The 11976-nt window shown below is 65.4% G+C and carries 11 protein-coding genes; 8 read left to right on the plus strand and 3 right to left on the minus strand.

The features are described from left to right. Nucleotides 1–39: 39 nt before the first annotated feature. The 8 genes from PSV40_RS08410 (at nucleotide 40) to PSV40_RS08445 (ending at nucleotide 8924) form a co-directional block, all read left to right on the plus strand. On the plus strand, nucleotides 40–1158 hold the full coding sequence (locus PSV40_RS08410) for a BMP family ABC transporter substrate-binding protein (RefSeq protein ID WP_300536489.1): 1119 nt from the start codon (nucleotides 40–42) through the stop codon (nucleotides 1156–1158). 94 nt (nucleotides 1159–1252) lie between these two features. After that, nucleotides 1253–2344, plus strand: a complete 1092-nt coding sequence (locus PSV40_RS08415) for an ABC transporter permease (RefSeq protein WP_300536491.1) — start codon at nucleotides 1253–1255, stop codon at nucleotides 2342–2344. After that, nucleotides 2341–3261 carry an ABC transporter permease gene (locus tag PSV40_RS08420; protein ID WP_300536493.1) on the plus strand — a complete coding sequence of 307 codons (921 nt, stop codon included), beginning with the start codon at nucleotides 2341–2343 and terminating at the stop codon, nucleotides 3259–3261. Before PSV40_RS08415 ends, PSV40_RS08420 begins: the two co-directional genes overlap by 4 nt. A gap of 19 nt (nucleotides 3262–3280) precedes the next feature. Continuing rightward, nucleotides 3281–4324, plus strand: a complete 1044-nt coding sequence (locus PSV40_RS08425; protein WP_300536495.1) for a formamidase — start codon at nucleotides 3281–3283, stop codon at nucleotides 4322–4324. Between the two features lie 12 nt (nucleotides 4325–4336). After that, entirely contained in the window at nucleotides 4337–5026 is a 690-nt protein-coding gene (locus tag PSV40_RS08430; protein WP_300536497.1) for an isochorismatase family cysteine hydrolase, read from the plus strand. Nucleotides 5027–5168: 142 nt separating this feature from the next. Then, a complete protein-coding gene (locus PSV40_RS08435; RefSeq protein WP_300536498.1) occupies nucleotides 5169–6809 on the plus strand; it encodes an ABC transporter ATP-binding protein in 1641 nt (546 codons plus the stop codon). 708 nt (nucleotides 6810–7517) lie between these two features. Next, nucleotides 7518–8186: a cysteine hydrolase gene (locus PSV40_RS08440; protein WP_300536500.1), complete on the plus strand. Its 669-nt coding sequence runs from the start codon at nucleotides 7518–7520 to the stop codon at nucleotides 8184–8186. Between the two features lie 9 nt (nucleotides 8187–8195). After that, nucleotides 8196–8924 carry a GntR family transcriptional regulator gene (locus tag PSV40_RS08445; RefSeq protein WP_300536502.1) on the plus strand — a complete coding sequence of 243 codons (729 nt, stop codon included), beginning with the start codon at nucleotides 8196–8198 and terminating at the stop codon, nucleotides 8922–8924. 64 nt (nucleotides 8925–8988) lie between these two features. On the opposite strand, the gene PSV40_RS08450 is transcribed toward PSV40_RS08445, so the two are convergent. The 3 genes from PSV40_RS08450 to PSV40_RS08460 all read right to left on the minus strand — a co-directional run bounded on the left by PSV40_RS08450 (nucleotide 8989) and on the right by PSV40_RS08460 (nucleotide 11967). Continuing rightward, a complete protein-coding gene (locus PSV40_RS08450; RefSeq protein ID WP_300536504.1) occupies nucleotides 8989–10809 on the minus strand; it encodes an ABC transporter ATP-binding protein in 1821 nt (606 codons plus the stop codon). Between the two features lie 185 nt (nucleotides 10810–10994). Continuing rightward, a complete protein-coding gene (locus PSV40_RS08455; protein ID WP_300536505.1) occupies nucleotides 10995–11159 on the minus strand; it encodes a rubredoxin in 165 nt (54 codons plus the stop codon). Between the two features lie 49 nt (nucleotides 11160–11208). Then, complete coding sequence (locus PSV40_RS08460; protein ID WP_300536506.1) at nucleotides 11209–11967, minus strand: cytochrome b/b6 domain-containing protein; 759 nt, start codon at nucleotides 11965–11967, stop codon at nucleotides 11209–11211. Nucleotides 11968–11976: the final 9 nt, after the last annotated feature.

Genomic DNA, 11976 nt, shown 5'->3' on the forward strand with positions numbered 1-11976 from the left:
TCCGCAGTACTTCTTTAACTTGACCCAAGGAGAGACCCCATGAACACCAGACATTTCAGCCGCCGCGATTCCCTCAAGTCCCTGGCCGCACTCGGCGCTGCCGGCACGCTGGGCGCTTTCAGCGAACTGGCTTTTGCGCAAAAACCCATTACCGTCGGCGTGATCTATGTCGGCCCGCGAGACGACTACGGCTACAACCAGGCCCAGGCCCAGGCCGCTGCCGAGCTCAAGAAGATGCCCGGCGTGAAGGTGGTCGAGGAAGAAAACGTGCCGGAGACGGCCGCCGTCCAGAAAACCATGACCGGCATGGTGGCCCAGGACGGCGCCACGCTGGTCTTCCCCACGTCCTTCGGTTATTTTGATCCGCATGTGCTGGCCGTGGCACCCAAGTTTCCGGACGTGCGTTTTGCGCACTGCGGCGGTCTCTGGACCGAGGGCAAACATCCCAAGAATGCGGCCAGCTACTTCGGCTACATCGAAGAGTGCCAGTACCTCAATGGCGTGATCGCCGGCCACATGACCAAGAGCAACAAGATCGGTTTTGTCGCTGCCAAGCCGATCCCGCAGGTGCTGCGCAACATCAACGCCTTCACCATGGGCGCGCGCTCGGTCAAGCCCGGCATCACCTGCAACGTGATCTTCACCGGCGACTGGTCCATGGCCGTCAAGGAGGCCGAGGCCACCAACAGCCTGGCCGACCAGGGCTGCGATGTGTTCACCATGCATGTGGACGGTCCCAAGGTGGTGGTCGAAACGGCCGCCAAACGCGGCAAGATGGTGTGCGGCTACCACGCCAGCCAGGCCAAGCTCGCGCCCAACGCCTACCTGACGGGTGCCGAGTGGAACTGGCTGACCGCCTACACCACCTTCCTGGACGCCGCACGCAGCGGCAAGCCGCACCCGAATTTCATCCGGGGTGGCCTGAAGGATGGCTACGTGAAAATGTCGGCTTACGGCCCGACCGTGACCGATGCCGCCAAAAAGCAGGCCGACAGCGTCAAGGCGCAGATGGTGGCCGGCAGCTTCGACATCTTCAAAGGTCCGCTCAAGGACAACAAGGGCGGCACCATCGTCCCGGCCGGCAAGGTCTTCAAGCAGACGGATCTCGAGCTCGAGAAGATGAATTACCTGGTTGAAGGAGTGATCGGCTCGGTCTGACGTGGCTGTCATTGCGGGCCTGACCCGCCATCCATGTTGGCGCGCCAGCGTGGATGCCGGATCAAGTCCGGCATGACAAAAGCACTGCATCCCCATGCGCACCTCCCTCGCCAACTTCCTGCTGCCGGTCGGCGCCATCATCGCTGCGCTGGGCCTGTTCGGCGTGTTCGTCTGGTTCGCCGGCGTGAGCCCGCTGGAGGTCTGGCTGCTGCTGTTCAAGGGCGCCTTCGGCGACTGGTACTCCTGGCAGAACACCTTGCAGCGCGCTGCGCCGTTGATGCTGACCGCCCTGTGTGTGGCCATCCCGGCGCGCGCCGGCCTGACGGTGATCGGCGGCGAGGGCGCGGTGGTGCTGGGCGGCCTGGCCTGCGCCGGCCTGGCGCAGGGCCTGCCGTTGCCGGCCAACACAGCCGGCACGGTGATGGTCTGCCTGGCCGCCGCTGTGGCCGGCGGGTTGTGGATCACGCTGGCAGGCTGGTTGCGCCAGTACCGCGGCATCAATGAAACCATCAGCAGCCTGCTGCTGGCTTATGTGGCCATCGGCCTGTTCAAACACCTGGTCGAAGGGCCGCTGCGCGACCCGTCCAGCTTGAACAAGCCCTCGACCTTCTCGCTGGACGAGGGTTTACGCATCAGCGGCATCGCGGGCTCCGATGTGCACTGGGGCCTGGTGATCGGCGTGCTGGCCTGCCTGGCGACCGGCTTGTGGATGCGCATGACAGCGTCGGGTTTTGCGCTGCGTGTGGTCGGCGGCAATCCAAGGGCGGCGCAACTGGTCGGCCTGCCGGCTTCGAAGCTGATCCTGCTGGCTTGTGCGCTCGGCGGCGCCTGCGCCGGGCTGGCCGGCGCCATCGAGGTGGCGGCCGTGCACACCAATGCCAACGCCTCGCTCATCGCCGGTTACGGCTACGCCGGCATCCTGGTGGCATTCATCGCGCGCCAGCATCCGGTGGCCATCATCCCGGTGGCCATCCTGTTTGGCGGCTTCGGCGCGGCCGGCAGCCTGCTACAGCGGCGCCTGGGCCTGCCCGATGCGTCGGTGCTGGTGCTGCAGGGCATTGCTTTTGTGCTGATCCTGGCCAGCGAGGCCCTGCGTGACGTGGACTGGAAAGCCCTCCTCGCCCGCATCAACCGCTTCGGTCCGTCCGAGCCGAGTCCGATCCCCTTGCCACAGGACAAGCCATGACCGCCGACCAGCTGCTGATCTTTTTTGCCGGCATCGTCGGCGGCGCCTTGCGCGTCGGTGCGCCCTTCCTGTTTGTTAGCCTGGGCGAATGCATCACCGAAAAATCCGGTCGCATCAACCTGGGTCTGGAAGGCGTGCTGGTGCTGTCGGCTATGGCCGCTTTTGGCGCGTCCTGGCTTTTCGGCTCGGCCTGGGTCGGCGTGCTGGCTGCTGCGGCCACGGGTGCGCTGCTGGCCACCTTGCACGGTGTGTTGTGTTCGTTGCCGCGCGTCAATGACATCGCCACCGGCATTGCGCTGATGCTGCTGGGCATGGGCCTGGCGTTTTACCTGGGCAAGCCGCTGATCCAGCCGCAGGCGCCGCAATTGCCGGCCATCGCCCTGGGCAACTGGAGCGATTCGGCGGCCGTTCGCTCGGCCCTGCAGGTCAACGCGCTGGTGCCCATCGGCATGGCGCTGGCGGTGGCGCTGTGGTGGGCCTTTGCCAATACGCGCGCCGGCTTGCTGGTGCGCATGGCGGGTGATTCGGCCAACGCCACGCGCGCCCTCGGTTATTCGGTGTCTACCATCCGTATCGCGGCCACCGCCGCGGGCGGCATGGTCGCCGGCCTGGGCGGCGCCTGCCTCACGCTGTTTTATCCCGGCAGCTGGAACGAAGGCATTTCCAGCGGCCAGGGCCTGATCGCGGTGGCGCTGGTGATCTTCGCGCGCTGGAGCCCGGTCCGCTGCGTTTATGCCTCGCTGCTGTTCGGCGGCGCCGGCGCCATCGGCCCGGCCCTGCAGTCCATCGGCATCAGCTGGGGCTACCACCTGTTCAACATCGTTCCCTATGTGCTGACACTCTTGATCCTGGTCATCACCTGCCGGCCCGGCACGACGGTGAGCGGGAGCCCGGGCGAACTCTCCTCCACACATTGAACACAAACAGGGAAGCAACATGACCGGACTCGGTGGACTCAACAAATCGGCCCGTGGCGTGGTCATGGGCCTGGTGCAACTGCAGCTGCCGGTGGTCGAGACGCCCGCGCAGCTGGCGGCCCAGACGCAGCGCATCTGCGACATGGTGGGCAAGGCCAGGCGCAACCAGTCCACCATGGACCTGGTGGTGTTCCCGGAGTATTCGCTGCACGGCCTGTCGATGGCGACCGACCCCGCCATCATGTGTTCGCTCGACGGCCCCGAAGTGGCGGCCTTCAAGCAGGCCTGCGTGGACAACCGCATCTGGGGGTGTTTCTCCATCATGGAGGCCAACCCCGGCGGCAACCCGTACAACAGCGGCCTGATCATCGACAACACCGGTGCCATCAGGCTCTACTACCGCAAGCTGCACCCGTGGGTGCCGGTCGAGCCCTGGGAGCCGGGCAACCTGGGCATTCCCGTCTGCGACGGCCCGAACGGCAGCAAGCTGGCGCTCATCATCTGCCACGACGGCATGTTCCCCGAGATGGCGCGCGAGGCCGCCTACAAGGGCGCCGAAATCATCATCCGCACGGCGGGTTACACCGCACCGATTCGCCACAGCTGGAAGATCACCAACCAGGCCAACGCCTTCTGCAACCTGGCGGTCACCGCCAACGTGTGTATGTGCGGCAGCGACGGCACTTTCGATTCCATGGGCGAGGGCATGTTCTGCAACTTCGACGGCACGGTGCTGGTGGCGGGCAGCGGCCGGCCCGACGAGATCATCACCTGCGAAGTGCGGCCTGATCTCGTGCGTGAAGCGCGCAGCGGCTGGGGCGTGGAGAACAACCTCTACCAGCTCTACCACCGCGGTTACGTGGCGGTGAAGGGCGGCGCCCAGGACTGCCCCTACACCTACATGCACGACATGGCGGCCGGCACCTACAAGCTGCCCTGGAAGGTCGATGTGACCGACGGCAGCAGTTGCGGCTTCGCCCCGCCGACGCGCAGCTACCATGGACCGGAGGCACATCCACTGGTGCCCGATTCGGCGGCCTTGCCGGTGAAAAAAATCGCCTGAAGGCCGGCAACCATGCAACGCTTCATTCAAGCCAACCCCTACGCCTGGCCCTGGAACGGCAGGCTGCTACCGTCGAACACCGCGCTGGTGGTCATCGACATGCAGACCGACTTCTGCGGTCCCGGCGGCTACGTGGACAAGATGGGCTACGACATCTCGCTCACGCGGGCGCCCATCGAACCCCTGAAAAAACTCATGGCGGCGATGCGCCTGGCCGGCTACATGCTGATCCACACGCGTGAAGGCCACCGGCCCGACCTGTCGGACCTGCCGGCCAACAAACGCTGGCGGTCGCGGCAGATCGGCAGCCAGGGAGTGGGCATCGGCGACGACGGGCCGATGGGCCGCATCCTGGTGCGCGGCGAGCCGGGCTGGGAAATCATTCCCGAACTGAGCCCGTTGCCCGGGGAAGTTGTGATCGACAAACCCGGCAAGGGATCGTTTTGCGCGACCGACCTGGAGCTGATCCTGCGGACCCGAGGCATCGAGAACCTCATCCTCACCGGCATCACCACCGACGTGTGTGTCCACACCACGATGCGCGAGGCCAATGACCGCGGCCTTGAATGCCTGTTGTTGTCCGACTGCACGGCGGCCACCGACCCGGGCAACCACGAGGCCGCACTGAAGATGATCACCATGCAGGGCGGCGTGTTTGGCGCGCATGCGGTGTCAAAGGCGGTGCTGGAGGCAATCGGATGAACCCCCGTGCTGTCATTGCGGGCCCGACCCGCAATCCATGTCTTCGCGGCACTCGCCCGGATACGAATACCTGGATGCCGGATCAAGTCCGGCATGACAACCGCAGGGGTCAGGCCCGCAACCTCGATAGGGAGCTTATCCAATGAGCGCCGCCGCCCTGATCGGCAGCCTGGCGCCAGCCACCGGCGCGTTGGCGCTGGACACCTACGAACTGAGCATGCGCTTCGGCAGCCTCACCGCGCTGGACGCGGTCAGCATGAAAGTGGCGCCGGGTACGGTGCACGCGCTGCTCGGCGAGAACGGCGCCGGCAAAAGCACGCTGGTCAAGTGCGTGGCGGGCTTCCAGCGGCCCTCCGCCGGCAGCATCCTGATCGACGGCCGCGAGCACGACATTGCCAACCCGGTGGCCGCGCGCGCCCTGGGCATCGGTATGGTCTATCAGCACTTCACGCTGGCACCGGGCATGACGGTGGCGGAGAACCTGTTGCTGGCCGGCGGCCAGTTGCCAGCGGTGATCAACTGGCGCGCCAAGCGTGATGAACTCAAGACCTTTCTCGCCCACACGCCCTTCCGCCTGGATCTGGACGCGCGGCCGTCGGAACTGGCGGCAGGCGAAAAGCAGAAGCTCGAGTTGCTCAAGCAGCTCTACCTCCGGCCGCGCCTGCTGATCCTTGATGAGCCGACCTCGGTGCTCACGCCGCAGGAAGCCGACGAGGTGCTCGGCCATGTGCGCGAGTTTGCGCGCAGCGGGCTGTGCACGGTGCTCATCATCACGCACAAGTTCCGCGAGGTGATGGCCTATGCCGACGACGTGACCGTGCTGCGCCGCGGCAAGGCGGTGCACGCCACGTCGGTGGCGGCGACCGATCCGGCGCGGCTGGCGCAGGCCATGGTGGGTGATGCGGCCGCCGCCCGCCCCGAAAGCCTCAGTGCAGAACAAAATCTGCCTCCAGCCCTTATCCGGCAAGCGCAAGTGGCTCCTGAAATCATAGCAAGTGCGGCCCTGCCCCTGGTCGTGGAAAAACTCTGCGTGATGGGGGACCGCGGCACACCCGCCGTGCGCGAGCTGAGCCTGTCGGTGGCTGCCGGCGAGATCCTCGGCATCGCCGGCGTCTCCGGCAACGGCCAGCGCGAACTCGTCGAAGCGCTGGTCGGCCAGCGCGGACGCGCCGCGGGCATGGTGCGGGTCAACGGCCAGCCCTACGCGGCCACGCGTGATGAGAACCACCGCCTCAAGGTGCGCAGCCTGCCCGAGGAGCCGCTGCGCAATGCCTGCGTCGGCGACCTGAGTGTGGCCGAAAACATGGCGCTGCGCGACTTCGACCGGCCGCCGCTGTCGTCCCGTGAAGGTTGGGGCGGGCACCTGCGCTTCGGCCGCTGGCGCAGCCGCGCGCGTGAATGGATCACCGCTTACGGCATCAAGACCCAGGGCGAAAACGCGCCCATCCGCAGCTTGTCGGGCGGCAATGTGCAGCGAGCCGTGCTGGCGCGGGAATTACATGGCGAGATCAATGTGCTGATCGCCGCCAACCCGGTGTTCGGCCTGGATTTTGCGGCCGTCAAGGAGATCCACACCCGCCTGCGCGGCGTGCGCGACCATGGTGGCGCGGTGCTGCTGATCAGCGAAGACCTGGACGAGTTGCTTGAATTGGCTGACCGCATCGTGGTGATGAGCGAAGGGCGCATCGTTTTTGAAACGTCCGCTGCGGACGCCGAGCGGCATGTTCTTGGGGCGCACATGGGTGGGGGGCATCATCAGCCTTTGGCTGAGGTGGCGGTGTGAACTGCTTCCTGGATTTGTTGAACAAGCTGGTCCTTGTTACCGTTCGGGCTGAGTTTGTCGAAGCCTTCTTTGCTTCTGCTGTTGGAGGTTTGCCAGCAAGCCGGGGGTTGCCCGGCGGCAACTCACTTTTCTTTTGCGTCGCCAAAAGAAAAGTAAGCAAAAGAAAAGGCGACCCGATGGTCCGGGTCCCTTCGCTTCGCTACGGGCAACCTGCGGTGCTCGCCGAAAGCGGGGTCGAGCTCGAACTCGCTTCGCTCAGACAATCGCTCGCCCTGATCCTCTTTCGGTTGTGCTCCTCGGCCCGGCCCGACGGGTTGGGGAGCGAATACGGGTGCGGGGAGGCGAGGACGCGCTTTGCGTGTCCTCGCCGGAGCCCGACTGCGTACCCGAATCCGATCCCGAACCCGCTCCTGATCCCGCCCCCCTTCTGGCTGCGCCGAGGAGCGCAGGGCCAGCCGGATCAGGGCGAGCGATTGTCTGAGCCGAAGGCGAGTTCGAGCTCGACCCCGGCTGGACCGAGCACCGCAGGTTGCCCCCGTAGCGTCAGCGAAGGGGGACGCAGACAGCAGGGTCGCCTTTCTTTTGCTTACTTTTCTTTGGCGAGACAAAGAAAAGTGAGTAGCCGCCGGGCTACCCCTGGCTTGCTCGAAGCACCTCAGGCTCCTGCACTGGCGAAGGCATTTGCATGAAACCAATAACAGCACGACCATGCAACTAAACCAAGCCCAACCCTTCCCCTACAACTTCGAGCTGAAGTCCACCGCCCTCGTCATCATCGACATGCAGCGCGACTTCATCGAGCCCGGTGGTTTTGGCGAGACGCTGGGCAACGATGTCTCTCTGCTGCAGGCTATCGTGCCGGCCTGTCAGGCGGTGCTCGAAGCCTGGCGCGGCGCCGGCGGCCTCGTGGTTCACACCCGGGAAGCGCACCGGGCCGACCTGGCCGATTGCCCGCCTGCCAAGCGCAACCGCGGCAATCCTTCGCTTCGCATCGGCGACATGGGGGCGATGGGCCGCATCCTGATCGCCGGCGAGCCGGGCAACCAGATCGTTGCCGCGCTGGCGCCGCTGCCCGGCGAGATCGTCATCGACAAGCCGGGCAAGGGCGCGTTCTACGCCACCCCGCTGCACGAGCTGCTGCAGCAAAAAGGCATCACGCACCTGCTGTTCATGGGGGTCACCACCGAGGTGTGTGTGCAGACCTCCATGCGTGAGGCCAACGACCGCGGCTACGACAGCCTGCTGCTGGAAGACTGCACCGAAAGTTACTTCCCGGCGTTCAAGGCGGCGGCGGTGGAGATGATGCGGGCGCAGGGCGCTATCGTCGGCTGGACCGCTGCCAGCGGCCAGCTGCTGCCTTTGCTGCAAGACTGCTAGAGTTCCGCCATGCACACCGCTGCCCGCCCTTTGCCTGCTCTTGCCGAGGCCCCTGCCCACCGCTCGCGTGCCGACGAGGTGTACGAGCAGCTCAAGCGCGACGTGTCCGAATTCAAGCTGGTGCCGGGCGACCGCTTCACCGAAACCGAAATCAGCGAACGCCTGGGTGTGTCGCGCACACCGGTGCGCCAGGCGCTGTTCCGCCTGCAGCATGAAGGTTTTGTCGAGGTGCTGTTTCGCAGCGGCTGGCGCGTGTTGCCCTTTGACTTCAACCAGTTCGAAGAGCTGTATGACCTGCGCATGGTGCTGGAAACCACCGCGGCGCATCGCCTGTGTGAAGACGCGCTGAAGGTCAACCCGGCGCTGCTGGACGACCTGGCCGCGATCTGGCTGGTCAGCCCCGAGCAGCGCAGCAGTGACACCGTGCAGGTTGCGCAGTGGGACGAGGCCTTTCACTGCGCGCTGGTGGCGGCGGCCGGCAACGCCGAGATGGCCCGTGTGCACCGCGACGTGACCGAACGCATTCGCGTGATCCGCCGGCTCGACTTCACCAAGCAGCCGCGCATCGATGCGACCTATGAGGAACACGCCAAGATCCTCAAGGCGATCCAGCGCAGGCGCAGCGACCAGGCGGCCCTGCTGCTGCGCGCCCACATCCAGGCCAGCCAGGCCGAGGTGCGCAAGATCACGCTGCACCAGGTGCATCTGGCACGCCAGCACGGTCAGGCGATGCGGTAGGCGCGCGCTCCCGAAAATTCAGATAAAAACCGGCTTCAGCCCTGATGATTCGGGCGTCACCAGCTCACATATCCATAGCATCCGGTGACGGCAGAACGTCGTCTTTTTCTTCTTCCGGCAACGGTTCCAAGGCGCGGCGCGGATCCGGCCGCTCGCCGATCTGCTGACGCCACATCGCGTAATACAGGCCTTTGCGCTCCAGCAGCGCGGCATGGTCGCCGCTTTCCACGATGCGTCCCTTTTCCAGCACGAAGATGGTGTTGGCATGCATGATGGTCGAGAGCCGGTGGGCGATCAGCAGCGTGATCTGGCTGCTGCGCGCCGACACGCGCCGCACGGTGTCGGTGATCTGCTCTTCCGTGATGGAGTCGAGCGCCGAGGTGGCCTCGTCGAAAATCAGCAGGCGTGGTTGCCGGATCAGGGCGCGCGCAATCGACAGGCGCTGCTTTTCGCCGCCGGACAGCTTGGTGCCCATCTCGCCGATCTGCGTGTCCAGGCCCTCGGGGGACTTGTCCAGCAGGTAGGCGCAGGAGGCCTGCTCCATCGCCGCCATAATCTCCGCATCGGTGGCGTCGGCTTTCACGAACTGCATGTTGTCGCGGATGGTGCCGGCAAACAGGTGTGTCTCCTGCGTCACAAATCCGATCTGCCGGCGCGCCTCGTTGTAGCGCAGGTCCCGCGTCGAGATGTCGTTGTAGAACACCTCGCCGCTGGCCGGCGTGTACAGGCCCACCAGCAGTTTGACCAGCGTGGATTTGCCCGAGCCGGACGGGCCCACAAACGCGATGGTGTCGCCCAGGCCGGCGGAAAAGGAAATGTCCTCCAGCGCGTTGTCGGGCGCGCCCTTGTGCCGGAAGCTGACATTGGCAAAACGCAGGTGGGTGACCGGCCCGATGTCCTGCGGTGACTCGGGACGCTGTTCGACCGGCTTTTTCATCAGCACGTCGAAGTTCAGCAGCGAGGCCTCGACCTCGCGCCAGGCGACGATCACATTGCCAAGATCCTGCAGCGGCGCAAAAATCGCCACCGAGATGAACTGCATCGCAATCAGCTCACCGGTGCTCAGCACGTCACGAAAGATCAGCCACAGCAGCGCAAACAGGATGCCGAGCTTGAGCAGGCTCAGCGTTGTGCCCTGCAGAAAGGACAGCAGGCGGATGCGTTTGACCTTGCGCATCTCGAGCGCAAACACCTGCAGGGTCTGCGCCTGCAGGCGCCGGATCTCGGTGAAGGTCAGGCCCAGGCTCTTGATCAGCTCGATGTTGCGCAGCGATTCCGCAATGAAGCCCGAATTGCGGTTGGTCTCGCGCACGATGGAGCGCTGCTGCGTCTTGATCTCGCGGCTCAGCAGCCCGGTCAGCCCGCCCATCACCAGCACACCCACCAGGAACACCGGCACCAGCAGCCAGTGGGTGGTGATGGCGTACCAGCAGAGAAAGCCCATGCCGACCAGCGCGGCAAACACGGTGTTGATGAAGGTGTTGATGAAGCGTTCGCAGTCGGCGCGCACTTTCTGCAGCAGCGACAGGGTCTCCCCGCTGCGCAGGTCCTCGAACTCCTGGAACTTCAGGCGCAGCACCTGGCGCAGTCCGTCGTTGAAGATCTGCGTGCCGAAGCGCTGCACGACCAGCCGCGTCACATACTCCTGCAGCGCCTTGGCCAGCCGCGACAACACGGCAATCACCACCGCCAGGCCGAGCAGCCAGAGTACGCCCGACACCCGCTCCTCATCAGACATGCCGGGGTGGCCGACCGCGTAACCGTCGATGATCTTGCCGAAAATGATCGGATCGATCAGGGCCAGCACCTGGCTGATGGCCGCCAGCAGCAGCGCCAGCGCCGCCAGCGCGCGGTGCGGACGCAGGTAGGTCCAGAGGATGTGCATGGCTTGAGTTTAAAGAAGATCGAACGCCCCCTCTTCTTGCTGCTTCTCGCTTCTTCTCCCATCTTCTGCGGAGGGTGCAAGCGGGCTGGCCCCGGGCGCACGGTGAGCGCCACGGGTTCACGTCCCTTGGGTTTGACCCTTCTTCGCGCAGGTGCTGCGCAGCCAGGCCGCCGGCTGGCGGGTGTTCAGATCAGCACCATGGTGAAGTCGGCCTTGCCGACATTGCATTCCGGACAGACCCAGCCTGCGGGCACCGCGGCCCAGGGTGTTCCCGGGGCGATGCCGTCTTCGGGCCGGCCGGCCGCCTCGTCATAGATGAAACCGCAGACGACACACATGTAAACGTTCATGAATTCCTCACTGGGGATGATTGGGGGGTGGGACGGGACGCGGAGAGTGTCAGTCGTCATCGTGGGCCTGCCCGGCCGCCGGGCTGCTGTTCCAGGCCCTGGCCGGGATCAGTCCGTGACTCGACTGCTGCCACTCCCAGGCGCCGAAGGCCAGCACGGCGAGCAGCAGCAAGGCGGCCAGCCAGACGCGGTTTTTCTGCACCAGATCCGGCCCCTTGCCATCGATCCGGCCGGTCAGCATGGGCAGGGCCTGGTTTTTGCGCCGCAGCAGGCTCAGGCCCGCGATGAGCGCCAGGTGGGCCAGAACGACAAACAGAAACGCCTCGCCGAAAAATTCGTGAACGTCTTCCAGCCAGTCGCCGCCGAGAAAGTCGCCCCAGTCGTTGTAGGTGGCATAACCGCTGAGCGTCAGCGGCACCACCATCAGTAGCAGGGCCACCACGGCCAGCGCCATCAGCAGGTTCTGGCCCTGCCGCCAGTTGATGCCGGCCAGCGATTGGCCCTGCGTGAGCGACCTCAGCCACGCCGGCGCGCCGGCCAGCTTGCGCCACATCAGGCCCAGGCCCGCCTGGCGCGGACCCAGCAGGCCATACAGCACACGAAACACCAGCAGGCCGGCCATGGTGTAGCCGAGCGTAACGTGCAGCAGCCGCCAGCTTTCGCCGTCAGCGGTCACGTAGGCGCCCAGAAAGCTCAGCGCAAAAAGCCAGTGGAACATGCGCGTAGGCGCGTCGGTCACCCGGCGGGTTGACGCGGCCGCTGCGCGCGTGGTCTGGGTAGTGGTGGGAATAGCGGGGGTGACATGCATGGTGGTTCT

The sequence above is a fragment of the Polaromonas sp. genome, from assembly GCF_029945925.1.
GTDB lineage: Bacteria > Pseudomonadota > Gammaproteobacteria > Burkholderiales > Burkholderiaceae_C > Polaromonas.

What these genes read in the sequence shown, in the direction of transcription:
- PSV40_RS08430 (WP_300536497.1), top strand. Translation starts at nt 4,337, where the DNA reads ATGCAACGCTTCATTCAAGCCAACCCCTACGCCTGGCCCTGGAACGGC.
- PSV40_RS08460 (WP_300536506.1), bottom strand. Translation starts at nt 11,967, where the DNA reads ATGCATGTCACCCCCGCTATTCCCACCACTACCCAGACCACGCGCGCA.
- PSV40_RS08450 (WP_300536504.1), bottom strand. Translation starts at nt 10,809, where the DNA reads ATGCACATCCTCTGGACCTACCTGCGTCCGCACCGCGCGCTGGCGGCG.
- PSV40_RS08440 (WP_300536500.1), top strand. Translation starts at nt 7,518, where the DNA reads ATGCAACTAAACCAAGCCCAACCCTTCCCCTACAACTTCGAGCTGAAG.
- PSV40_RS08415 (WP_300536491.1), top strand. Translation starts at nt 1,253, where the DNA reads ATGCGCACCTCCCTCGCCAACTTCCTGCTGCCGGTCGGCGCCATCATC.
- PSV40_RS08455 (WP_300536505.1), bottom strand. Translation starts at nt 11,159, where the DNA reads ATGAACGTTTACATGTGTGTCGTCTGCGGTTTCATCTATGACGAGGCG.
- PSV40_RS08445 (WP_300536502.1), top strand. Translation starts at nt 8,196, where the DNA reads ATGCACACCGCTGCCCGCCCTTTGCCTGCTCTTGCCGAGGCCCCTGCC.
- PSV40_RS08425 (WP_300536495.1), top strand. Translation starts at nt 3,281, where the DNA reads ATGACCGGACTCGGTGGACTCAACAAATCGGCCCGTGGCGTGGTCATG.
- PSV40_RS08435 (WP_300536498.1), top strand. Translation starts at nt 5,169, where the DNA reads ATGAGCGCCGCCGCCCTGATCGGCAGCCTGGCGCCAGCCACCGGCGCG.
- PSV40_RS08410 (WP_300536489.1), top strand. Translation starts at nt 40, where the DNA reads ATGAACACCAGACATTTCAGCCGCCGCGATTCCCTCAAGTCCCTGGCC.
- PSV40_RS08420 (WP_300536493.1), top strand. Translation starts at nt 2,341, where the DNA reads ATGACCGCCGACCAGCTGCTGATCTTTTTTGCCGGCATCGTCGGCGGC.